The following is a 22,014-nucleotide window of genomic DNA, read 5'->3' on the forward strand; positions in this document are numbered from 1 at the left end:
TGCGCCGCCCGTACCGGGAGGTATGGAACTCGACGAGACGGACCGGGCGATCCTGCGGATCTTACAGGAGGACGCGCGGACCCCGTTCTCGGAGGTCGCGCGTCGGATCGACATGTCCAGCGCGACCGTCCACGACCGGGTCAGTCGCCTCGAAGAGGCCGGCGTCATCCGGGGGTATCACGCCGACATCGACCCCAAGGCGGTCGGCTACGGCGTCGGCGCGTTCGTCGGCCTGCGCGTCGAGCAAGGCCGCGAGGAGGACGCGCTCGAACGCCTCCGCGGCATCGACGGCGTCCGCGAGATCCACCTCACCACCGGCGAGTGGGACGTCATCCTCCGGGTCGTCGCGGCCGACACCGACCGGCTCCGCGAGCTGATGTTCGAGCGGATCGCGGAGACCGAGGGGTTCTCGCGCTCGCAGACGATGGTCATCTTAGGCACCGACTACGAGCGGCCCGGGCCGCCGCTCTGACCCGTCCCGGGACCGGAACGCTCAACTCGGGACCTCCCCGAACGGTGAGCATGAGCACAGGTGTGGTCGACGGGTTCGACCCGTCGCCGGAGCGCGCGTGGGCGGCGGTCGTCGGCGGCGTCGCGGCGATGCTGGCGATCGGATCGATCGTCTTTCCCCGCGTCGTTTACGACCGCTTCCTCTGGCGCTACTTCTGGGGGCCGGTCGTCGCGGACGGCGAGGGCGCGCAGTGCGCAGTCCGGGAGGTCGGCGGCACCACGGAGCTGCTCGGCAGCAGCGCGGCGTGCCAGTCGGCCGTAAGCGCCGGTGAGGTCGTCGCGACGCCCGGGTACACCACCTTCTCGACGGTGAGCTACGTGGTGATCCTCCTAGCGATGCTGATCGGCGTCGTCTTCCTCCTCCGCCGGCTCGACATCGCGACGGAGCTCCGCTTCTTTTACGCGCTGTTCCCGTTCATGCTGCTCGGCGGGGCGATGCGGACGGTCGAGGACGCGGGCGTGGCCGCCACCGCTGCGGGCGTCGAACCGCTGATCCCGTTCCCGGCGAGCGCGCTGCTGATCAGCCCGTTCATCTACTTCACGGTGTTCCTGTTCACGCTCGCGTGCGTCGTCGCGGCGTACGGGCTCGAACGGCGCGGCGCCGTCGACGACTACGCGCGCCCGCTGTTCGCCTCTGGTGCGGCGGGGCTCGCGCTCGCGGTCGGCTACCTCTCGTATCTCGCCGTCTCGACCGACTACGTGACCTTCTACCCGCAGGTGCTCGTCCCGACCCTCGTTATCGCGACGGCCGCGACGGCTGGCACGTGGGCGCTTGCGACCCGGGAGATTCCGACGATCCGACAGGGGACCGGCGCGGCCGGCATCGTGATCATCTGGGGCCACGCGGTCGACGGCGTCGCGAACGTGATCGGGCTCAACTGGATGCCCGCGCTGACCGGCACCGCGAACCTCGTCCCGAAGCACGTCGTCAACGCGCTGATCGTCGACTGGACCGCGCGGCTGCTGCCCGAGTCGATCGTCTCCGTCACCGGCGACGCGTGGCCGTTCCTCCTCGTGAAGCTCGCGGCCGCGACGTTCGTCGTCTGGGTGTTCAACGGCGAGATGTTCGACGAGTCGCCGCGGTACACGCTGCTGCTCCTCATCACCGTCCTCGCGGTCGGACTCGGGCCGGGGACGCGAGACATGCTCCGCGCGACGTTCGGAGTCTGAGCGACCACGCGACCTTTGAGATCTGCGCAACCGAGCTTCCGCACCGGCGACGGCCCGACGCGACGACTCCGAACGACGATTTAAAAACCGGGCGGCGCGCCGCGTCGCGCTCTCGCGAGAGCGCGACGCGAACGCGAGGGAGGCGGGCGGGCCGCGCGGCGCCGCCCGCGCGGCCCGCTCGCCGAGGCTGGGGAGGCATGAGGCGGTGCGGTCCGCCGCCCGGGTCGGGCACATACGGAACCGACAAGTGGGCCGAGCGTCGAGCCCGAGCGTAATGGACACACCGAGACGACGCGTGCTGGCGGCCGCGGCGACGGGATCGACGCTCGGACTCGCCGGCTGCGGCGACCTCGCCGGATCGGACGGCGACGCGTCCGAACAGACGGACGACGGGTCGGGAGAGAGCGACGGGGAAGACGGCGGGAGCGGCGCCGGCGAGGACGCCAGCGCGACGGTCGCGCTCGACGTTCAAGAAGAGATCCAGGCCGCCCAGGAAGACGTTCGGACGCGAGTCGAGGAGGGGAACCTCTCGCAGGAGGAGGCGCAGGCGGAGCTGATCGACGCGCAGACGGAGATCGTCTCGGCCGCGATCGACGACCTCGAGTCGTACGCGGCCGACGTGGACGGGCTCGCCGTGGAGAACGCCAACGAGCAGGTGGGCGCGGCCCTCCTGAGCGGGCCGGCCGCGGCGGTGCTGGACACGCTGGAGGCCGACCCAGTGAACGCGCTGTTATCCGCGGCAGACTTCCCCGAACCACAGGAGAGCGGACAGCAGAACGACTCCTGAGCCGGCGACACCCTCTTTTCGGCCTCCGGTCTCCCGAGCGATCGGCATCCGGTCTCCCGAGCGATCGGCCTCCGGTCTCCCGAGCGATCGCCCTCCAGTCTCGACCGCAACGCGATATTATAAATCGCCCCGGGCCAACCCTTCGGGTAATGCTGGACGGGGTCAACGTCGCGCTCGGGGTTTCGGGGAGCATCGCGGCGGTGAAGGTCGTCGAACTCGCGCACGAACTGCGCCGCTACGGGGCGAGCGTCCGCGCCGTCATGTCCCCGGCGGCGACGAACATCGTCCACCCGTGGGCGGTCGACTTCGCCACCGACGAGCCCGTCGTCACCGAGATCACCGGGGACGTCGAACACGTCGAGCTCTGCGGCCGCGAGGGGTGGGCCGACGTGCTGCTCTTGGCGCCCGCGACGGCGAACACGGCCGGGAAGATAGCCTCGGCGGTCGACGACACGCCCGTCACCACCTGCGCGACGACCGCGCTCGGCGCGGACGTGCCGGTCGTGATGGCGCCCGCGATGCACGAGCCGATGTACGACCACCCGGGCGTCCTCGACGCGCTCGACCGCCTGGAGTCGTGGGGCGTCCGCTTCGCCGACCCGCGGATCGAGGAGGGGAAAGCGAAGATCGCGGCCGAGGCCGACATCGTCACCGAGGTCGCGCGCGCGACGACGCCCCAGACCCTCTCCGGGTCGCACGTCGTCGTCACCGCGGGCGCGACGAAGGAGCGGATCGACCCGATCCGGATTCTGACGAACCGCGCGTCGGGGAAGACCGGCCGGGCGGTCGCGCGAGCGCTCTACGTCCGCGGCGCCCGGGTGACGCTCGTCCAGGACGGCTCAGACGTCCCCTACGCCGACGTGGTCGCCGTCGAGACGGCCGACGAGATGATGGCGGCCTGCCGACGGACCGCGGCGACCGCGGACGCGCTGGTCTCCGCGGCCGCCATCTCCGATTTCACCGCCGACGCGGTCGACGAGAAGATCCGGTCCGGGTCGCCGCTGTCGGTCGAACTGGAGCCGACGCCGAAGCTCATCGACTCGGTGCGCGAGGCGTACCCCGACCTCCCGATCGTCGGGTTCAAGGCGGAGACGTCGGGCGACGACGCGGCGATGGTCGCGGAGGCCGAGGGGATCCGCGACCGCGTCGGCCTCGCCTTCGTCGTCGCGAACGACGCGAGCGTGATGGGCGACGACGAGACGCGGGTCCTCCTCGTGGGCGAGGACGGGACCGAGCCCGAGGAGGCGGCGGGGTCGAAGGACGCGGTCGCCGGCCGGATCGCCGACCGTCTCGCGGCGACGCTCGGCGCGTCGACGTGAGCACCGACCGCCTCGCGGCGACGCTCGACGCGGCCCGCGAAGCCCCGAGAGACCGGGGTTTCGCACGGTCGGTATCGCCCGCCCCCGGCAGGGTTACCGCGGATACAAACTGTTTTGGGGCGGTAGAGTAACCACACGGGTAGAACCACTCATGTGCAACGAGACGGTCACGCACGACTCCGTGGGAGGTGTGGTGGGTGGCTGACACCGATCCTCCCGGCGGCGGCGCCGGTCCCGACGCGGACGCGACGGTCGACCCCGACGAGGCGTCGGAGGGAGACGCGTCGACCGAATCGGCGGCGCCCGGCGCGGTCATCGTTCCGGTCGAGCCGACCTCGACGCTTCGGTCGACGGTCGCGCACGTGGCGGAGACCGCGGCGGCCGACGGCGCCCCCGCGATCCACCTTGTCGAAATCGCCTCGTGGCGGAACGGTGACCCGGAGAGCGACGAGCGGGCGGCCGCGGCCGAGCGCGTGCTCGAGCGCGTCACGGCGTGGGCGACTGCCGACCTCGACGACTCCGAGGCGCCCGGCGCCGCGGACGTTGAGGTCGTCACGACGGTGCTCGGCGCCGACGACTACCTGTTCGGCGCCGACGACTACGTCCGCGTCCTCGCGGAGTACGCCGAGGCGAACGGCGCCGACCGCGTCGTCTTGGACCCCGAGTACACCCCGGTCGGGAACACGACGCTGCTCCAGCCGCTGGAGTTCGCGCTCTCGAACACGCCGCTGTCGGTCGAGACCGCGCCGGTCGACCGACCGACGCGCCGCGAGCGGTTCCGCACCGAGGCGACCACTGGCCGGTTCGTGGCGCTGTTCGGCCTGTCGCTGGCCTTTTACCTCCTGTTGGGCGACCCGACCTACTGGTTCGACGTCGTGACCGGCGTCGCGTCGGCCGCGGTCGTGTCGATCACCCTCTCGCGGGTGAGCCTCGACTCGAACCCCGCGTTCCCGCGGACGCCGATGCGGATCGTCCGCGGGCTGGTGTACGTCCCCGTGCTGCTGTTCGAGATCGTGAAGGCGAACCTCGTCGTCGCCCGCGTCATCCTCGACCCCCGGCTCCCGATCGAGCCGACGATGAACCGGATGCGCGTAATCGTCGGGAGGGGCCTCCCGCTGATGACGCTCGCGAACTCGATCACGCTGACGCCCGGCACGCTCACCGTCCGCGCCCGCGACAGCGACCTCTACGTCCACTCGCTCGTCCCGTGGGCCCGCGAGGGGCTGTTCGACGGCTCCCTCGAACGGTGGACGCGCTTCGTCTACTACGGCCGGCGGTCGGCGCGGCTGCCGACCCCGCGCGAGCGCGACGACGTCGCGATCCTCCAAGGCGCCGACGCCACCGAGGAGCTGCCGATCGCCGCCGCCGACGGCGGAGCGATCGACGGCGAGCGCGACGCGGCCGACGACGACAGCGCGGTCGACGCTGGTGACGCGAGCGACGAGGGCGAGAACGACCCAGAGGTGACCGACCGATGAGCCTCGTGGACGCCTCGCTCGCGGCCGGCTACACCCTCGGCGACTTCCTGCTCGTCGCGGCCGCCGGCTTCGCCGTCCTCGCGGTCGGGATGCTGTACCGCGCCGTCGTCGGGCCGACGATGCAAGACCGGGTGTTGGCGGTGAACGTCCTCGGGACGAACACCGTCGTCATCCTCGCCATCCTCGGCGCCGCGCTCGGGGAGCCGACGTTCCTCGACATCGCCTTAGTGTACGCGCTGCTCAACTTCCTGATGGCCATCGCCATCTCGAAGTTCACCGTCGAGCGGGGTGGTGTGCTGTGACCGCCGCCGCCATGACCGAGACTGCCCGCGTGTGGCTGGTGGTGGCGCTCACGCTGCTCGGGCTGTTCTTCTCGTTTGTCTCGATGGTCGGCGTGCTCCGGCTGCCGGACGTCTACTCGCGGGCGCACACCGCCTCGCAGGCCGACACGCTCGGCGCGGGGTTCGGGCTCGCGGCGGTCGCGCTCACCGTGGGACTGGCGGGGGCCGGCTTCAAGTCGGTCCTCCTGCTGTTTTTCATCTTCGTGACGAACCCGACCGCGGCCCACGCCATCGCCCGGGCCGCCTTCGAGGAGGGAATCGTGCCGTGGATAGAGGGGGACGACCGCCGATGACCGGCTCGCTCGCGTCGGCCGGCCCCCTCGGCGCGCCGGTGGTCGCGCAGGTCACCGCCATCGAGGCGAGCCTGTTCGCCTTCGTGGTGCTGACCGCGCTGTTCACGGCCCTAGCGCGCGACGTGCTCGCGGCGGTGATCATCTTCGGCGCGTACAGCCTCGGGATGGCGGCGCTGTACACGTTCTACCGCGCGCCGGACGTCGCGATGACAGAGGCGGCCATCTCCGCCGGCGTGACGACGGTCCTGCTGCTGCTCACGCTCGCGAAGACGACCCGGCTCGACCACGAGGCCGCCTTCGAATCGGTGAACCTCCCCGCGGCGGGCGCGGCCGGCCTGCTGTTCGCCGGCCTCATGCTCACGATGGGCGACATCCCGGCGGTGGGCTCTGCGGACGCGCCCATCTGGTCGAACCCGGACGTGACGCAGTGGTACATCGCGGAGACGTACGCGGAGACGCACGTTGAGAACACGGTGATGGCCGTGCTGGCGGCGTTCCGCGGGTTCGACACCTTCGGCGAGGCGGTCGTCGTGTTCGCGGCCGGGATCGCCGCCCTCATCGTCCTCCACAGGGAGGTGTTCGCATGAGCGGCACAGACGCCGGCGTCGACGACGCCGACACAGAAACCGCCGGTTCCGAGTTCGCTTCCGGCGGTGGATTCGGCCGGGACCGGCCGCCGCGCAGCGACGGTCGCCTCGACTCGGAGCGCCGGCAGGGGACCCCCTACACGGAGAGTCAGGTGATCATGCCGACGGTGAAGATCGTCACTCCGTTCGCGTTCACCTACGGACTGTTCGTCACCTTCCACGGCGGTGGCTCCCCCGGCGGCGGGTTCCAGGGGGGCGCGATCGTGGCCGCGGTCGTGTTCATGATCGCGTTCGCGTTTGGCATCGAGGCCACCCGGCAGTGGCTCGCGAACACCGTCGTCGTCGCGCTCGCCGTCGGCGGCACGCTCGTGTTCGCCGGGATCGGGCTGGTTCCGGTCGCGCTCGGCGGCGCGTTCCTCCAGTACGAACTGCTTCCGATCCCGGACCCGGTCAAGTACGGGATGGAGGGGGTCGAGATCCTCGGGATCGGCACCATCGTCGCCGGCGTCCTCATCGGGCTCTTCTTCGTCCTCGCGAAGGGGTTCAGCGAGGCCGGCGGCTTCGCCGACGCGGACGCCTTCGACGACGAGGTCGGAGACGATCCCGGCACCGAGGAGGGCGACGAACCCGACGGCGACGACGCGGCTGACGGCTCTCCCGAGGGCGACTCGGTCGACCCGACCGACGGCGGAACGACCGGTCCGAACGCGCCCGGGCCGGCCGCGACTGACGGGGGTGAGCGGTAGTGTCCGCGCTCGTCGGCGCGGTCGACGCCGCCGGAGTCGTCGCATCGGCGCTCGCCTCGACCGGCGGCGCCGTCGACGTCCTCGCGACGCGACACGCGTACGTCGCGTTCGCGCTGCTGTTGTGCATCGGCCTGTACATGATGATCGCGAACCCGAACCTCGTGAAGAAGATCATCGGACTCAACCTGTTCCAGACGGCGATCTTCCTGCTGTTCATCGCCTCGGCGTACGTCGACGGCGGATCGATTCCGATCGTCCCGACCGGCGGTCCGGAGGGCGGGCTCTACGTGAGCCCGCTGCCGCACGTCCTCGTGCTCACCGCCATCGTCGTCGGCGTGAGCCTCACCGCGGTCGCGCTCGCGCTGTGCATCCGGATCTACGACGAGTACGGCACGCTGCGAGCCGACACGCTCCGCGAGCTGCTCCGCGACGAGGGGTCGATCCCGTCGCGGCGCTCGGCGGAGGCATCGGGCGTCAACGGGGCACCAGCCGCCGACGGTGCGTCGGGCGCGACCGACGCGGGAGGTGAGAGCGATGACTGACGTCCTCCTGCCGCTCGCGGTCGTCGTCCCCATCGTGGCGGCGACGCTGCCGCTGGCGCTCGGCCTCCGGTACGACCGCGTCGGCTGGCCGATCGCCGCGGTCGGCACGACGGCCGTGGCCGGTATCGCGGCCGCGATCGCCGCGGAGGTTGTGTTCAACGGTCCGTTCGACCACGCGCTCGGCGGCTTCCTCCCGCCGGTGGGGATCGAACTCGTCGCCGACCGGCTGTCGGTGGCGGTGCTGTTGCTCGTCGCCGCGGTCTCGGTCGCGACGCTCGCGTTCGCGCGCGTGGCCGGGCCGCGAGGGAACCCCTTCTACAGCGCCTACCTCCTGCTGGTCGGCGGGCTCGTCGGGATGACGCTCACCGGGGACATGTTCAACCTGTTCGTATTCCTCGAGATCACCGGTCTGACGACGTACGCGCTCATCGCCTCGGACCGGTCGGGAGCCAGCGCGTACGCCTCACTGAAGTACCTCGTCGTTGGCACCGTCGGCGCCTCGCTGTACCTGCTCGGCGTCGGCTACGCCTTCCTCGCGACGGGGACGCTGAACATGCTCGATCTCCAGGCACAGATCGTCGCGCAGGCCGGCTACGGCGATCCGCTGGTCCGCGCGAGCTACGCGTTCATCGCGACCGGGCTCGCGTTGAAGATCGCCATCTTCCCGGTCCACTCCTGGCAGCCGGACGCCTACCAGCGCGCGCCGGACTCGGTCACGACGGTCGTCGCCGCGCTGGTATCGACGACGAGCGCGTACGCGCTGATCCGCGTCACCTACACCGTGTTCACGGTCGACTTCCTCGCGGCCAACGAGGGGATCGCGACCGCGCTGCTCGTCGTCTCGACGGTCTCGATACTCGCCGGCTCCGCCCTCGCCGCGATGCAGTCGAACCTCAAGCGGATGTTCGCGTACTCCTCGGTCGCGCAGTTCGGGATGATCGGTGCGGCCGTCGCGCTCGCGAACGAGACGGCGCTGCTCGGCGGGATCGTCCACCTGATCGGCCACGGGATCATGAAGTTCGGCCTCTTCCTCGGGATCGGCCTGTTAGCGTTCGGCTACGGCAGCCGCCGGATGGAGGACCTCGCGAGCGCCGCGCGCGCGGCCCCGTACACGTCGGGCGCGCTCGCAGTCCTCGGCCTCGGGCTCGTCGGGATCCCGCCGTCGGTCGGCTTCCTCGGCAAGTGGTACATCGGCGTCGGCGCGGTCGACGCCGGCCTCGTTGGCGGCGGCGCGGTCGGGATCGCGGTCGCCGCAGCGATATTTGTCAGCACGCTGTTCACGCTGTCATACGTCGCGCGGCTGCTGGAGCGGTTCTACTTCGCCGGCGCCGGGCTCCCCGGCGACCACGGTGAGGTGCCCGGAAGCGGCGGTGAGGACGCGGCGACCGACGGCGGCGACGCCGCGACGGCCGAGGCCGGAGACTCGCCCCCCGCGAAGACCGCCGACGGCCTCCCGGCGCCCGTCGAGGGCGCGCCGCGGTCGTCGCTCGTTCCCGATCGGGTGCCAACGGCGCCGCTGCTCGCGCTCGGGCTGGCAGCGCTGGCGACGGTCGCGCTCGGCTTCGGCGGGTTCGCGCTCGCGGCGTGGTTCGACCCGTTCCTCGCGGAGGTGTTCGCATGACTGACGTTGTACTCTCAGACCCACGACCCCTGCTGGCAGTTCTCGTCTCGTTCGTCGCGGCGTTTCTCATCGTCGCGTCGTACCGCTCGCCGAACGTCCGCGAGGGGTGGACGCTCGTCGCGTCGCTCACGAAGTTCGGCATCGTCGCGTCGATGCTGCCGGCGGTCCTCGCCGGTCGGACCTTCGAGTGGTCGCTCGGGGCGTTCCTCCCCGGGATCGGCGCGCCGATCGAGTTCGTCCTGCGCGCCGACGCGCTCGGCATGCTGTTCGCGTTCCTCGCGAGCGGGCTGTGGATAATCACCTCCTTTTACAGCATCGGGTACATGCGCGGGCTCGACGAGCCGAACCAGACCCGGTACTTCGCGGCGTTCGCGGTGTCGCTCGCCGCGACGATGGGGATCGCGTTCGCGGGCAACCTCGTGACGATCTTCGTCTTCTACGAGCTGCTGTCGATCGCGACGTACCCGCTCGTCGCGCACGACGAGACGGCGGAGGCGCGCTCGGCCGGCCGCAAGTACCTCGCGTACACGATGTTCGGCGGCGGCGTGCTCGTGTTGGCAGGCACCGTCCTCGTCTACCTGCTCGCCGGCTCCGTCGACTTCACCGCGGGCGGCATCGCGGAACTCGCGAACGCCGACCCCGGGCTCGCGATGCTCGCCTTCTTCCTGCTCGCGGTCGGGTTCGGGGTGAAGGCCGGGATCATGCCGCTCCACCAGTGGCTCCCGGAAGCGATGGTGGCGCCGACGCCGGTCTCCGGGCTGCTCCACGCGGTCGCGGTCGTCAAGTCCGGCGCGTTCGGTGTCTCGCGGGTCGTCCTCGACGTGTTCGGTCCGGAACTCGTCTTCGACCTCTCGCTGCCGTTCGGCTTCACCGCCGGGCTCGTCCTCTCGACCATCGGGGCGATCACGCTGACCGCCGCATCCCTCATCGCCCTGCGGAAGGACCACCTGAAGCGCCGGCTCGCCTACTCGACGATCAGCCAGCTGAGCTACATCATCCTCGGGCTCGGGCTGTTCGGCTGGTACGGGCTCGTGGGGGCGCTCCTCCATATCCCGGCGCACGCGTTCATGAAGCTCACCCTGTTCTTCTGTGCGGGCAACATCCACGTGTCGACCCACACGGACTACATCTCGCAGATGGCGGGGATCGGCAAGCGGATGCCCCTGACGATGGGGGCGTTCACGATAGCCTCTCTCGGCATGGCCGGGATCCCGCTGCTCGCCGGCTTCGTCAGCAAGTACTACATGCTGATCGGCGGGGTGCGGATGGGGATGAACTTCACCCCGGTCGCGTACTACCTCGCCGGCGCGCTCCTCCTCTCCGGCGTGCTCAACGTCGCGTACTTCTGGCCGGTGATCTACACCGCCTTCTTCGAGGCGGAGGACGCCCACGACGCCAAGCCCCTCGTCGACTTCCCGCTCGGCGGCGAGTCGCGGTCGATAATCGCGGCGACCGATGGGGGCCGCGCAGGTGACGACGCGGCGACCGATGGGGGCCGCGCAGGTGACGATGACGAGAGCGACACCGACCGTGGTGACGACGCAGTCGACGACATCGTCGCGGACGCGGGCGACGGAGATGACCCCTCGTCTGACGCCGCCGACGGCGTCGATGAGTCAGACATCCCGGACGCCGACCTCGACGACCTGCCGACGGACGAGGACGGCGTCGTCCGGCCCGACTTCGACACGAGCGAGCGCGACTTCTCGGAGCCGGCCGAGCGCGTCGACACCGGCGATTACGCGGTCGACCAGCGCCCCTCCGACGCGGACGTGCCGTTCGGTCCCGGGCGCGGCGACGAGCGCGAGGCGAGTGCGGCCGATACCGCTGAGAGCCGCGACGATGGCGAACCGATCGCCGACGTCGATGAGGGTCACGACGACGGCCACGACGGCCACGGCGACGCCTACGATGACCACAGCGACGCCCACGATGACCACCACCACGGCGGCCCGCCGGCGGGCGGCTGGGAGCACATTGCCGGGCTCGACGCGCTCCGCGGGCGCGAATCGACGTGGTTCACGCTCGGGCCGATCCTCGCGTCGATGACGCTCGCGGTGCTGCTCGGCGTGATCCCCTACGAGATGGGCTTCCTGGAGCTGATCGAGCTCATCGTCGACACGCGGCTCCCCGAGGGGGTGGTGCGCCCGTGACGGTGCCCACGAGCCTGCTGGCGTCGATTCCGCCGTACGTCCTGATCGCGTTCGCGGCGCTCGCGGTGCTGGCGCTGCCGCGGCGGGCGGGACACGCGGTCGCCGCACTGGCGACGGCGTTCACCTTCGTCCAGGCGGTGCTACTGGGCGACGGCGGGACGGGCGCGCACCTCGCGACGACGTTCCTCGGCTTCGACGTCGTGTTCTTCAACGTCGACCAGTTCTCGCTACTGATGGGCGTCGTCGTCGGCTTCCTCGCGACAGCCGCGGTGCTGTACGCCTACGGCAGCGAGGCGCCGACGTGGGTGACCGCGTTCGCGTTGACGTACGTCGCCTCGACGGTCGCGACGATATACGCCGGCGACTGGCTCACCCTGATCTTCTTCTGGGAGCTGATGGCCGTCACCTCGACGCTGCTCGTCTGGCAGCACGGCGGCGAGGCGGTGCGGGCCGGCTACCGCTACGCGCTGTTCCACGCCACCGGCGGGACGATCCTGCTCGCCGCCGTCGTCGTCCACTTCGTCAACGCCGGGACGTTCCTGTTCTCGGCGACGACCGGGATCCACCCGGCCGCGACGGTGCTGGCGGCAATCGGCATCGGGATCAACTGCGGGTTCATCTTCCTGCACAGTTGGCTGCCGGACACCTACCCGCGCCCGCACGTCGCGGCGTCGGTGTTCCTCTCGGTGTTCACCACGAAGACCGCGGCGTACGTGATGTACCGCGCGTTCCCCGAGGGCGGCATGTGGCTTGCGTACCTCGGCGGGTTCATGGCCGTCTACGGCGCGTTCTTCGCGCTGCTCCAGTACGACCCGCGCCGACTGTTATCGTACCACATCCAAGCCCAGCTCGGCTATATGCTCGCCGGGTTCGGGCTGGCGTCCGCGGTCGGCGAGTTCGCCGTCGTCGGCGGCTTCGCGCACCTGTTCAACAACGTCCTCTACAAGAGCCTCCTGTTCATGGCCGTCGGCGTCGTGGTGTACCGGACCGGTGTCGAGGACATCCGCGAGATGGGCGGCCTCTGGCGCGTGATGCCCGTCACCTTCCTCGTCTACCTCGTCGGCGCCGCCTCGATTACGGCGGTGCCCGGGTTCAATGGCTTCATCTCGAAGGGGATGGTGCTCGACTCCGCCCACGAGGTCCACGAGTACGTCCTGCTCTTAGACAGCGGGCTGCTCTGGTGGCTGCTCGTCCTCGGCGGCGTGGGGACGTTCATGTCGTTCATCAAGCTCGGCTACTACGTGTTCTTCCACGGCTCGGCGACGCTGTCGCCGGACGACGCCACGCCGTTCCAGACCGCTGGGATGCTGTTGGCCGCCGGCGCGTGCGTCTTCTTCGGCGTCTTCTACACCCAGTTGATCGAGGTGATGCCGTTCACGGACCTCATCCTCAGCGACGAGGTGTACTTCAAGCCGTACAGCCAGAGCCACCTGACCGAGAGCGCGGCCCTGCTGGTCGCCGGCTTCGCGGGCTTCTTCGCGCTGAAGCGTCCGCTCGGCTGGCTCGCTCACCGGATGCCCGACATCGACGCCGTCCTGTTCCCGGCCGCCTTCTACCTTGGGCGCGGCTCGGTGTGGGGCGTCACGGAGCTGTGGGCGGCCGTCGACCGTGCGACGATGGCGCTGGCGGGCGCGACGATGCGGACCGCGACCCGCCCGCGCGAGGCGCTCACTCGCGTCGGGATCGACACCGAGATCCGCGCCGGGATCGGTCGGAGCGTGCTGTTCTTAACGCTCGCGGCCGGCGTCGCGCTGTTCGCCGTCCTGCTGGTCTGACCGCGTCGAGCCGTCGCCGCTGCGGCCCCGGGCTCACCCGGGACCATCGCTGCGGCGCTTCGTTCGTTCCCGCGCGTGAGGTGTCAGAACGCTCTCGGGGCCGCGCTCGAATCGAAAAGTCGGTCCGCGATTGCGTCGGCCCCGTCGGTCTGCGAGAAACTAGGCGTCGGCGTCGGTCGGCGAACGGTCCGCCGTCAGTACTCCTCGTACGCGAGGTTCATCATCCACTGCGAGAAGGCGTCGGCCTGCGCGTCGACCTCCTCCTCGCCGATGAACGGCGAGAGCATGTCGTCGGCCATCAGAAGCGAGAAGTCGAGGTCGCGCGGCGCGGGCTCTAAGTAGTAGGTGTTGTGGCCGTCGTAGACGGTGTCCTCCCGCTGGATGAGTCCCGACTCCTCTAACGCCTCGGCGATGCGGCTCCCCTTGCGCGAGGAGACGTCGAGTTCCTTCCAGAAGTCGCTCTGGTGGATGCCGCCGGTCTCGCGGATGAGTTCGAGGCCGGCGCGCTCGTCCGCCGACAGGTCGGACTCGATTTCGGACGCGCTCATAGTCTCACACGCCCCCCGAATCGCTTAAAACTGGCTTTCCGGTCGCACGTTCCGCGGCCGCAGGAGGCGTCGTCTCACCGCCGAGTGAACGCGAACTCCTCGGGGAGCGACACCGGTTCCGCGGGCGTCTCGCAGGGCGGGCCGTCGGCGTACGCGACTGCGGGGTCATCGCCGGTCCGGATCCGGGTGAACGACCGGGTTCCGAACTCGTCACCGTGGAGACAGGCGCCGTAGTCGTGGTCGGCGAGGACGCCGCTCGCGCGGTCGAGCCACGACTCGCCCGACTCGCCCGGCTCCGGGACGAGCGCGGCCGCGATCCGCTTGGCGCTGTCCGCGCGCTCCTCGCCGAACTCCCGTCGGCGCTCGGGGACCGCGAACCGCTCCGCGCCGTTGACCACGGCGCCGACGTTGCCGACGACGTGGACGCCCGGGTCGAGTCGGGTCACGACGAGGCCGCCGTCGTACGCCAGCAGGAACGCCGCCCGCTCGTCGGCGAACACGAGGTTGAAGCCGTCGTAGGCGCGCTCGTCGAGTTCGCGTTCGACCGCCCTGACCGCCGCCTCCGCGGACTCGGCCGTCAGGCAGTCGCGGACGAGCAGCCCGCGCGAGCGGTCGCCCTCGCGGTCGGCGTCGAGCCACCGGTTCGTGACGGCGACGACGAGGCCGCCCTCGGAGACGCCGATCCACGTCCCGCCGGCCTCGGCGTCGCGCGGGGCCACGTACCGGACGTCGCCGTTTCGAAGAGCGGGGGGCTCGCTCGGGCGGTCGAGCGCCTCATCGCGGGTGGCCGCGAGCGCGACGGGGGCGTCGCCGAACGCCCGCCACGCGAGGGTGAGTGTACACACGCACCCGAATACGCTCGAGCGACGGAAAACTCCACGGGGGATCCGCCGGCCGCGTTTACTCACAATAAAAGAAATCTTTTGGTGACTGACCGCTAGAGTCCAGATATGAACGCGATTGCCGTCTACGAGGGAGCCGACGAACCGGTCGTGACAGAGAAGCCGCGACCGGAGCCCGCGCCCGGCGAGGCGCTGGTTCGGACCCTGCGGGTCGGCGTGGACGGGACCGACCACGAGGTCATCGCAGGGGGTCACGGGGGCACGCCCGCGGGCGAGGACCACCTCGTGTTGGGTCACGAGGCGGTCGGCGTGGTCGAGGACCCGAACGACACGCCGTTCGAAGTCGGCGACGTCGTCGTCCCGACGGTCCGACGGCCGCCGAACGGGGCCAACGAGTACTTCGCGCGCGGCGAGCCCGACATGGCGCCGGAGGGGGAGTACCACGAGCGCGGCATCGTCGGCGCCCACGGCTTCATGGCGGAGTACTTCACCAGCCCCGCGGAGTTCTTAGTCGAGATCCCGCCGGCGCTCGCCGAGTGGGGGTTCCTCGTCGAGCCGGTCTCGATCGCGGAGAAGGCGATCGAGCACGCGTACGCCAGCCGGTCGGCGTTCGGCTGGGAGCCCGAGTCGGCGCTCGTGCTGGGTAACGGCTCGCTCGGCCTGTTGACGGTCGCGACGCTCGACGAGTCGTTCGACCGGATCTACTGTCTCGGCCGGCGCGAGCGCCCCGACCCGACGATCGACATCATCGAATCGCTGGGCGCGACGTACGTGAACTCGAACGACACCTCGATCCCGGAGGTCCCCGACGCGTACGAGCCGATGGACCTCGTCTTCGAGGCGACCGGCTACGCGCCCCACGCCTTCGAGACGATCGAGGCCCTCGCCCCGAACGGGGTCGGCGCGCTCCTCGGCGTCCCGGGCGACTGGGAGTTCGAGATCGACGGCGGCCGGCTCCACCGCGAGTTCGTCCTCCACAACAAGGCGCTCGTCGGCAGCGTCAACTCCGGGTACGGCCACTTCGAGTCGGCCGTCGAGTCGCTCGCGGGGCTCTCCGAGGAGTTTGTAGGCGATCTCGTGACGGGGGTCCACGGGCTCGACGACTTCGAGGCCGCGTTCGCGGATGACGACACGACTATTAAAACGGCGGTCGAATTCGCCGCGTATGAAGAACGTTGACGACCTGATAGACAGCGCTGCCGAGCTCGCGGAGCGGGGACTCTCGAAGGGGGAGATCGCGGACGAACTGAACGTCTCCCGCGAGACGGCGAGCTGGCTGGTCGAGCGCGGCGGCGGGACCGAGGGGGACAAGGCGGCCGCGGACGCGACGGCGTCGGCCGACATCCACGTCGACTGGTCGGCGCTCGGGCGCGACTCGACCCGGCTCGGCTACGCGGCAAGCGCGATGGCGGACCTCCTCGCCAAGCAGGGCGAGGCGGTCGACCTGACGGTCGGCATCGAGAAGGCGGGCGCGCCGCTCGCGACCGCGGTCGCCGACCGGCTCGACACCGACCTCGGCACGTATGCGCCCGCAAAACACCAGTGGGAGGAGGGTGACATCGACGAGCACGGCGGCGGCTTCTCGCGGAACTTCGCCGCGATCCGGAACCGCGACTGCTACGTCGTCGACGACATCATCACCTCGGGGACGACGATGCGGGAGTCGATCGACGCGATCCGCGAGCAGGGCGGCGAGCCCGTCGCCTGCGTCGTCCTCGTCGACAAGATGGGGTACGACGACATCGACGGCGTCCCCGTCTACTCGCTCGTCGACGTGGTCCGCGTCGACCGCGACGAGTAGGGTCGCGACCGTTCTCTCCGCTTCAGTTATAAAGACGACTCACAGAGCGACACGTTACGGCGGCGCGTGCCTCCGAGGGGCCGCCGTAGGCGGCCGCGAGGAGCACGCGCGAGGTCGTCGGGCTTCGCCCGACTGCCAGAGGGACCTTCGGTCCCTCGCTGGAGTCGCTGGCGGCCGGAGCGAAGCGGAGGCCGCCAGCGACGAGGCTGGGGAGGTGTGAGGTGCTGTGCGGTGCGGGGCGGGACTCAAAGGGGCAGTCGGGAGGCGGGCGCAGGCGTTCACGAGAGCTCCGCTCTCGTGAGCCAATCAGAACGCGAAGCGTTCTGATGACGACGTAAGCACCGAACGAGGGAGCGATAGCGACCGAGTGAGGCGCACAGCGAGCGTGCACCCGCCTCCCGGCTGGGGCTTTGGCGGTGTTCGCAGTCCGTCCGCAACTGATTATTTATAAACAGTAAACTGCCGTTTCGGAGCGGTTCTCCGCTCGTCCCGTGCGGAACCCATTTGGCTCGGCGACGCGTACCCTACCGTATGACGTTCAGCCCCGAAACGGACGCCGACGCAGCGGAGATCGACGAGCGCGTCGAGACGACCATCGCCGACAACGACGTGGTGCTGTTCATGAAAGGGAACCGCCTGATGCCCCAGTGCGGCTACTCGAAGCGCGCCGTCGAGCTCATCTCCCAGCACGTCGAGGAGTTCGAAACCGTCGACGTGCTGCCCGCGCTTCCGCAGTACCGCGAGGCCCTGGAGTCGCACAGCGGCTGGGAGACGATCCCGCAGACGTTCGTCGACGGCGAGTTCGTCGGCGGCAGCGACGTGCTCGCCGAACTGGACGAGCGCGGCGAGCTCGCCGCCGAACTGGGTGCCGAGTGAGCCCGGGACTCCCCTCGGACGCCGACGCGAGTCCGATCCCCGTTCGGCGCGGTCGCCGCGCCGATCCTCACACCTCGAAGGGCAGTCCATATAAACCCACGGTGCGTATATCGATTAGAAGCAGCCGCTGCCGCTGCCGCCGTGACCACCGGTTCCACCCCACCGCATTCCACAAACAATGACAGGCCGCGTGTTCCGACTTCATTCGACGCTCGAACTGCCCCTCGAAGACGTAGAGACGTACTTCGACGAAGACCCCGATCTCCCGAAGGAGATCGACGACATCGACATCACGCGTCGAAACAACACACTGATCATCAAGGCCCTGTCCGACGACGAATCGATCAGCAAGTACACGCCCACGGCCCAGCTGAAGGCGTCGGTCACGGAGACCCGCGTCTGGGAGGAGGAGCCGCCCCGCGCCGGCGGACCCCAGTGGATGGACGACGAGGAGGAGGAGATCCCCTCCGAGCTCGTCGAGTTCGCCTGCTTCAAGGGCGACCGCGAGACCGTCCTCCAGAACTCCGCGCTCCAGTACCCGATGTTCCTCGTCCTCCGCAAGATCGCGACGCTCTCCGAGAAGGGGACGCTGACCGCGATCACCGAGGAGGACGGCGAACTGGAGGCGACGCGGATCGTCGAGGGCGAGCCGCGCCCGGCAAGCATCGAGGTCGTCGAGAGCCCGCAGGGCGCCGGCGAGGGCGAGGGCGGCGTCAACTGGCGCGACAACGAGTTCATCTCGGACTGAGCGACACGCCCCTGTCCGCGCAGCCGCCGCATCCGGTCGCCGCGGCCCGACCGCCGACCATTTATCCGCGCGACTCCCTCTCCCGGTCATGAGCAACTGGGTGAGCCTCTTTTCGGGCGGGAAAGACTCCTCATGGGCGCTGTACCGCGCGCTGGAGGAGGGACTCGACGTCTCGCGGCTCCTGACGGTCCACCCCGCCGGCGACTCGTACATGTACCACACGCCGGCGACAGAGCTCGCCTCGCTCGCGGCCGAGAGCGTCGGCATCGACCTCGTCGAAGTGTCGCCCGACGACTTCGGCGCGGACGACGTCGACGACGCGGGCGCGCAGGGCGACGCCGAGCTGGAGCCGATGGAGGCGGCGCTCCGGGAGATCGCCGCCGCGGACGGCGTCGACCTCGCGGGGGTCACGGCCGGCGCGGTCGAGAGCGAGTTCCAGACGAACCGGATTCAGGCGATGTGCGACCGCCTCGGGATCGACCTCTTCGCGCCGCTGTGGCAGCGGGATCCGGTCGAACTCGCCGAGGCGATGTTCGACGCCGGCTTCGAGATCCGAATCGTTCAGGTGGCAGCGTACGGGCTCGACGAGTCGTGGCTGGGGCGGCGGTACGACGCCGACGCGCTCGACGAACTGCTCGCGCTCCGCGAAGAGTACGGCGTCCACCCGCTCGGCGAGGGCGGGGAGTTCGAAACGTACGTCGTCGACGGCCCACACATGGACCGCCGCATCAAGATGACCTACGACGCCGTCTGGGAGGGCGACCGCGGCCACGTCGAGATCCGAGACGCACGGCTGGAGTGAGGTCACCCTCCGAAAGTAGGGTCTCCTTTTCGAAACGGCGAACGGCCGCTCGCTACGGCCAGCTCCCGGCCTGATCGTACGCGTCGACGATCCGACCGATACCGACGACGTACGCCGCGGTCCGGAGGTTGTAGACGTCGTTCGACTCGTAGGTGTCGACGAGCGTGTCGAACGCGTCCGTGATAACGCGTTCCAGCTCCTCGTTGACGCGCTCCTCGGTCCAGCTGAACCGCTGTCGGTTCTGGACCCACTCGAAGTAGGAGACGGTGACGCCGCCCGCGTTCGCGAGGATGTCGGGGACGACGTGGACGTCGCGCTCGGCGAGCACGTCGTCCGCGTCGGGCGTGAGCGGCCCGTTGGCCGCCTCGACGATCAGTTTCGCGTCGACCTCCGCCGCGAGGTCGACGTCGACCGCGTTCTCCAGCGCGGCCGGGACGAGGCAGTCGACGTCGAGCGTGAGCAGCTCGTCGTTCGTGAGCGCGTCGGCGTCGGGGTAGCCGGTTACCGAGCCGGTGTCGGCCTTGTGCGATTTCACGTCCCGCGGGTCGAACCCGTCGGGGTCGTGGATTCCGCCCGAGGAGTCGGAGACCGCGACCACGCTCGCGCCGAGGTCGTCGAGCAGCGCGGCGGCGACGGAGCCGGCGTTCCCGTACCCCTGGACGGCGACCGTCGCGCCCGCGATATCGCGGTCGAGCCAGTCGAACGCCTCGCGGGCCGACAGCGCCACGGAGCGGCCGGTCGCCTCGACGCGCCCCTCGCTGCCGCCGGAGTCGATCGCCTTCCCCGTGATGACGCCCGGTGCGGTGGTGTTTTCGAGGGTCTCGTAGGTGTCTTTGATCCAGTTCATCTCCCGTTGGCCGGTGTTGACGTCCGGCGCGGGGATGTCGCGGTCCTCGCCGATGAGGGGTCGCAGCTCGGTGGCGAACGCGCGGGTGAGCCGCTCTAGTTCGCTCTCGGAGTAGTCGGCCGGATCGATCGCGATGCCGCCCTTCCCGCCACCGTAGGGGACGTCGACGACGGCGCACTTGTACGCCATCCAGCCCGACAGCGCCTTCACCTCGTCGCGGGTGACGCCCGGGTGATAGCGGATCCCGCCTTTGTACGGGCCGCGGTCGCCGTTGAACTGGGAGCGGTACGCGCGGACCGTCTCCAAGGACCCGTCGTCGAGTTCGAACGTGAGGTTCGTCTCTAACACCCGTTCCGGGTTCTTCAGGCGCTCGATGACGCCCGGGTCGGCGTCGACGACCGCCGCGGCGTCGTCCACCTGCTCTCGCAGACTCTCGAACGGGTTCGCCTCGGAAGACATATTTTGACGTGCTGGTGGACGGGGGTTAACTGTGACGACCGGCACGGAAATTGTGCGTGTCGACATCGTCGCCGGCAGCGCGGACGGGGGGCCCGAGCGGAGGCCGGAGCGGCCAGCCGGCTCAGCGGTCCGCGTCGGGCGCCCGGTCGAGGATCCGCTCGGCCTGCGCGATCAGCGGCGCGTCGATCATCTCGCCGTCGACCTGGAAGACGGCTCGTCCCTCTCGCTTCGCCTCGTCGCGGGCGTCGAGTACCCGCTCGGCCCACTCGACGTCCGCCGGGTCGGGCGTGAACGCCTCGGTGATCGGTTCCACCTGCGCCGGGTGGATCGCGAGCTTCCCGTCGTAGCCGAGCCGCCGCGCGAACGCCGCGTCCTCGCGGAGCCCCGCCTCGTCGGAGAAGTCCGTGTACACCGTATCGATCGCGTCGACGCCGGCCGCGCTCGCGGCGAGGACGACGTGTTCGCGGGCGTACAGCACCTCCGTCCCCTCGTCGGTCCGGGTCGCGCCCACGTCGGCGGCGAGGTCCTCGGCGCCGAACACGAGCGCATCGGTCGCGTCCGCAGCTGCGATCGACTGCGCCGAGAGCACCCCTGCCGCAGTTTCGACGAGCGCGAAGACCGCGAGGTCGCGGCCCCGCTCGGCGCATAGCTCGGCGACGCGCTCGACCCGGTCGGCGGCCTCGACCTTCGGGAGCATCACCGCGTCGAGGCGGACGGCGCCGGTCTCGTCGCCAGTCCCGTCCTCGCCGTCTCCCCCCAACACGCCGTCGAGGTCGGCCGCGGGCGACTCGGCCGTCAGGCGGACGCAGACCTCCGCGTCCGGGTCGAAGGAGGGGTCCGCGAGCACCTCGCCGACTGCCGCCCTCGCCTCGTCCTTTCGGCCGGGCGCGACGGCGTCTTCGAGGTCGAAACAGATCACGTCGGCGCCGGCGCCGGGCGCCTTCCGCATGAGATCGGGGCTGTCGCCGGGCGAGAACAGCAGGCTTCGTCTGGCCATGTCGAGGCCTCCCCGTCGTCCGATATAAATCGTGGGCGTCCGAGCTGGACGACTTATAAATGAACGAGGTGGTGCGGTGGCGCGTGCCGGTGAGCGCCGCAACGCGGCGCGAACCGCACGCGCGAGGGAGTCGGCGGTCCTCCGCTACGCTCCGGACCGCCGACGAGGCTGGGGAGGTGTGAGGTGCTGTGCGGTGCCGTGCGGGGCGGGACTCAAAGGGGCAGCCGTGAGGCGGGCGCAGGCGACGCAAGCACTGGAAGGAGCGAACGCAGTGAGCGACTGAAGCGCGCAGCGAGCGTGCGCCCGCCTCACGGCTGGGGCTTTGGAGTTGTTCGCCGCCGAACTGCTGGCTGCCATTTATAAATAACCGACTCGACTTTGGAAGAAGTCACCACGATTGACATCCTCCTCCGCGTGAACGCGGAGGAATCCCGAGCGGTGGGAGTTTCAGGTTCGCAACCATGAGTCCGATTTCTTCTTCGGGAACCCGTTTAACCCATCACGAAACGGTGGCTGACTGGCGGTGCCAAACCGCCGTTACTCCTATCCTCAATGCCGCTGACTCCCACCTGTTATTTTTGCCAGCAGGTGAGTCGCCGACACTTCGACGGACTTGGAGGTATCTTTGGGCTTGCTCGACCAACAGGCACAGACGAACGCTTCTGGCATTCGCGTTCACCGTGTTGGTGTTTCGGATATTGTCTCATTAGCGGCGGCGAGGCCGCCTCCGAAGGCCGTTCGGAATCGCTCCGTTCCGACCTGACCTTACCCT

The 22,014-nt window shown here is 69.9% G+C and carries 22 protein-coding genes; 18 read left to right on the forward strand and 4 right to left on the reverse strand.

Annotated elements, in window-relative coordinates; translation table 11 throughout:
* The first annotated feature begins 22 nt into the window (after positions 1 to 22).
* The 13 genes from F3H13_RS13155 (at position 23) to F3H13_RS13215 (ending at position 13,322) form a co-directional block, all read left to right on the forward strand.
* Positions 23 to 472 carry an Lrp/AsnC family transcriptional regulator gene (locus tag F3H13_RS13155; protein ID WP_149799475.1) on the forward strand — a complete coding sequence of 150 codons (450 nt, stop codon included), beginning with the start codon at positions 23 to 25 and terminating at the stop codon, positions 470 to 472.
* A 50-nt stretch (positions 473 to 522) separates the two neighbouring features.
* Entirely contained in the window at positions 523 to 1,680 is a 1,158-nt protein-coding gene (locus F3H13_RS13160) for a DUF63 family protein (protein WP_149799476.1), read from the forward strand.
* A 274-nt stretch (positions 1,681 to 1,954) separates the two neighbouring features.
* Positions 1,955 to 2,467 (forward strand): hypothetical protein, encoded by a 513-nt coding sequence (locus F3H13_RS13165; protein WP_223174424.1) that lies wholly within the window; start codon positions 1,955 to 1,957, stop codon positions 2,465 to 2,467.
* Positions 2,468 to 2,616: 149 nt separating this feature from the next.
* Entirely contained in the window at positions 2,617 to 3,786 is a 1,170-nt protein-coding gene (gene coaBC, locus F3H13_RS13170) for a bifunctional phosphopantothenoylcysteine decarboxylase/phosphopantothenate--cysteine ligase CoaBC (protein ID WP_149799477.1), read from the forward strand.
* Positions 3,787 to 3,983: 197 nt separating this feature from the next.
* Positions 3,984 to 5,264 carry a monovalent cation/H+ antiporter subunit E gene (locus F3H13_RS13175; protein WP_149799478.1) on the forward strand — a complete coding sequence of 427 codons (1,281 nt, stop codon included), beginning with the start codon at positions 3,984 to 3,986 and terminating at the stop codon, positions 5,262 to 5,264.
* On the forward strand, positions 5,261 to 5,566 hold the full coding sequence (locus F3H13_RS13180) for a cation:proton antiporter (protein WP_004598222.1): 306 nt from the start codon (positions 5,261 to 5,263) through the stop codon (positions 5,564 to 5,566). Before F3H13_RS13175 ends, F3H13_RS13180 begins: the two co-directional genes overlap by 4 nt.
* Positions 5,563 to 5,898 (forward strand): monovalent cation/H(+) antiporter subunit G, encoded by a 336-nt coding sequence (mnhG, locus tag F3H13_RS13185; RefSeq protein ID WP_007346258.1) that lies wholly within the window; start codon positions 5,563 to 5,565, stop codon positions 5,896 to 5,898. Before F3H13_RS13180 ends, mnhG begins: the two co-directional genes overlap by 4 nt.
* Positions 5,895 to 6,485, forward strand: a complete 591-nt coding sequence (locus F3H13_RS13190; RefSeq protein ID WP_149799479.1) for a DUF4040 domain-containing protein — start codon at positions 5,895 to 5,897, stop codon at positions 6,483 to 6,485. Before mnhG ends, F3H13_RS13190 begins: the two co-directional genes overlap by 4 nt.
* A complete protein-coding gene (locus F3H13_RS13195) occupies positions 6,482 to 7,231 on the forward strand; it encodes an MnhB domain-containing protein (RefSeq protein ID WP_149799480.1) in 750 nt (249 codons plus the stop codon). The genes F3H13_RS13190 and F3H13_RS13195 overlap by 4 nt, the downstream gene beginning before the upstream one ends.
* Complete coding sequence (locus F3H13_RS13200) at positions 7,231 to 7,773, forward strand: cation:proton antiporter subunit C (RefSeq protein ID WP_149799481.1); 543 nt, start codon at positions 7,231 to 7,233, stop codon at positions 7,771 to 7,773. Before F3H13_RS13195 ends, F3H13_RS13200 begins: the two co-directional genes overlap by 1 nt.
* Positions 7,766 to 9,394 carry a proton-conducting transporter transmembrane domain-containing protein gene (locus F3H13_RS13205; RefSeq protein ID WP_149799482.1) on the forward strand — a complete coding sequence of 543 codons (1,629 nt, stop codon included), beginning with the start codon at positions 7,766 to 7,768 and terminating at the stop codon, positions 9,392 to 9,394. Before F3H13_RS13200 ends, F3H13_RS13205 begins: the two co-directional genes overlap by 8 nt.
* Positions 9,391 to 11,547 (forward strand): cation:proton antiporter, encoded by a 2,157-nt coding sequence (locus F3H13_RS13210; RefSeq protein ID WP_149799483.1) that lies wholly within the window; start codon positions 9,391 to 9,393, stop codon positions 11,545 to 11,547. The genes F3H13_RS13205 and F3H13_RS13210 overlap by 4 nt, the downstream gene beginning before the upstream one ends.
* Positions 11,544 to 13,322, forward strand: a complete 1,779-nt coding sequence (locus tag F3H13_RS13215) for a Na(+)/H(+) antiporter subunit D (protein WP_149799484.1) — start codon at positions 11,544 to 11,546, stop codon at positions 13,320 to 13,322. Before F3H13_RS13210 ends, F3H13_RS13215 begins: the two co-directional genes overlap by 4 nt.
* Before the next feature lie 194 nt (positions 13,323 to 13,516).
* Here F3H13_RS13215 and F3H13_RS13220 read toward each other — a convergent pair whose 3' ends face one another.
* Complete coding sequence (locus tag F3H13_RS13220; protein WP_149799485.1) at positions 13,517 to 13,870, reverse strand: helix-turn-helix transcriptional regulator; 354 nt, start codon at positions 13,868 to 13,870, stop codon at positions 13,517 to 13,519.
* A 74-nt stretch (positions 13,871 to 13,944) separates the two neighbouring features.
* Complete coding sequence (locus tag F3H13_RS13225) at positions 13,945 to 14,715, reverse strand: NRDE family protein (protein WP_149799486.1); 771 nt, start codon at positions 14,713 to 14,715, stop codon at positions 13,945 to 13,947.
* Positions 14,716 to 14,820: 105 nt separating this feature from the next.
* Between F3H13_RS13225 and F3H13_RS13230 the strand changes: the two genes are divergently transcribed.
* The 5 genes from F3H13_RS13230 (at position 14,821) to F3H13_RS13250 (ending at position 18,939) form a co-directional block, all read left to right on the forward strand.
* Positions 14,821 to 15,891: a glucose 1-dehydrogenase gene (locus F3H13_RS13230; protein ID WP_149799487.1), complete on the forward strand. Its 1,071-nt coding sequence runs from the start codon at positions 14,821 to 14,823 to the stop codon at positions 15,889 to 15,891.
* Positions 15,878 to 16,513, forward strand: a complete 636-nt coding sequence (gene gfcR, locus F3H13_RS13235) for a transcriptional regulator GfcR (RefSeq protein WP_149799488.1) — start codon at positions 15,878 to 15,880, stop codon at positions 16,511 to 16,513. Before F3H13_RS13230 ends, gfcR begins: the two co-directional genes overlap by 14 nt.
* Before the next feature lie 531 nt (positions 16,514 to 17,044).
* Complete coding sequence (locus F3H13_RS13240; RefSeq protein WP_149799489.1) at positions 17,045 to 17,389, forward strand: glutaredoxin family protein; 345 nt, start codon at positions 17,045 to 17,047, stop codon at positions 17,387 to 17,389.
* Positions 17,390 to 17,567: 178 nt separating this feature from the next.
* Positions 17,568 to 18,137: a DUF7110 family protein gene (locus F3H13_RS13245; protein WP_149799490.1), complete on the forward strand. Its 570-nt coding sequence runs from the start codon at positions 17,568 to 17,570 to the stop codon at positions 18,135 to 18,137.
* An 88-nt stretch (positions 18,138 to 18,225) separates the two neighbouring features.
* Positions 18,226 to 18,939: a diphthine--ammonia ligase gene (locus F3H13_RS13250; protein WP_149799491.1), complete on the forward strand. Its 714-nt coding sequence runs from the start codon at positions 18,226 to 18,228 to the stop codon at positions 18,937 to 18,939.
* A 52-nt stretch (positions 18,940 to 18,991) separates the two neighbouring features.
* Here F3H13_RS13250 and F3H13_RS13255 read toward each other — a convergent pair whose 3' ends face one another.
* Positions 18,992 to 20,245: a Glu/Leu/Phe/Val family dehydrogenase gene (locus F3H13_RS13255; protein WP_149799492.1), complete on the reverse strand. Its 1,254-nt coding sequence runs from the start codon at positions 20,243 to 20,245 to the stop codon at positions 18,992 to 18,994.
* A 121-nt stretch (positions 20,246 to 20,366) separates the two neighbouring features.
* A complete protein-coding gene (locus F3H13_RS13260) occupies positions 20,367 to 21,242 on the reverse strand; it encodes an HpcH/HpaI aldolase/citrate lyase family protein (protein ID WP_149799493.1) in 876 nt (291 codons plus the stop codon).
* Positions 21,243 to 22,014 lie beyond the last annotated feature (772 nt).

It is taken from the genome of Halorubrum xinjiangense (genome assembly GCF_900102375.1).
Classification (GTDB): domain Archaea; phylum Halobacteriota; class Halobacteria; order Halobacteriales; family Haloferacaceae; genus Halorubrum; species Halorubrum xinjiangense.